Here is a 616-nt window from a genome sequence, read left to right as displayed (position 1 = left end):
AGACAGTAGAACTCGTATCCACGATGTTCGAGCGTACAGGCGTCGACGACGGCATCTCGGCGGTAACGTGACGCGCTGCGTCTCGTTCGCACACCACAAGGCGGCGTGTACTGGGGGACGGCGACAAACACTCACCGCAGGTTGGGTCACTACTCATCCCACAACTCCGTAATCCGGTCTTCGATCTCCTCGAGGACGAGCGCAACGACATCACGATGGTCGTCTGGCCACGATGCGTCCTCGCCGGGCGTCGGGGCGGTGGGCGGGGGATGGAAATGGTCCCGCGTATTGTGCGGATTCGGGTGCCGGTCCCACCGGCACTCCCAGGCGTGGTCCGCGTGCTGCTCTCGATAGTGGAGTCTGAAGTCGTCGTTCGTGTACCAACGGACCATCAACTGCGCCTCGTCGACAGCTGCCGGGGAGTACGACGGGGCAAAAACGACGTGGAGTTCCAGATGACCGCTGGCGTCCGTGACGGTCGCTCGGGAGACCTGCTTCGTCGCTTGGAGCCGCGTCTGGAGGAACTCGAGGATGGGACGATCGATGGGAGCAGGGCTCCCGCCATCGCCTGTCGGTGGTACCATCGAACGGGTTACCCGGACGCCTGTTCGCGCTC

1 protein-coding gene is annotated in these 616 nt (G+C 63.6%); it reads right to left on the bottom strand.

Annotated features, from left to right (window positions below):
* Positions 1-149 precede the first annotated feature (149 nt).
* Positions 150-584 (bottom strand): hypothetical protein, encoded by a 435-nt coding sequence (locus tag DEQ92_RS21410; protein WP_115821751.1) that lies wholly within the window; start codon positions 582-584, stop codon positions 150-152.
* Between the last annotated feature and the right edge of the window lie 32 nt (positions 585-616).

This window comes from Haloferax sp. Atlit-6N (assembly GCF_003383195.1).
Classification (GTDB): Archaea; Halobacteriota; Halobacteria; order Halobacteriales; family Haloferacaceae; genus Haloferax; species Haloferax gibbonsii.
This window is presented reverse-complemented; position numbering and strand designations above follow the sequence as displayed.

Excerpts from the sequence above, each read along its gene's own strand:
- DEQ92_RS21410 (WP_115821751.1), bottom strand. The coding sequence starts at position 584 with ATGGTACCACCGACAGGCGATGGCGGGAGCCCTGCTCCCATCGATCGT.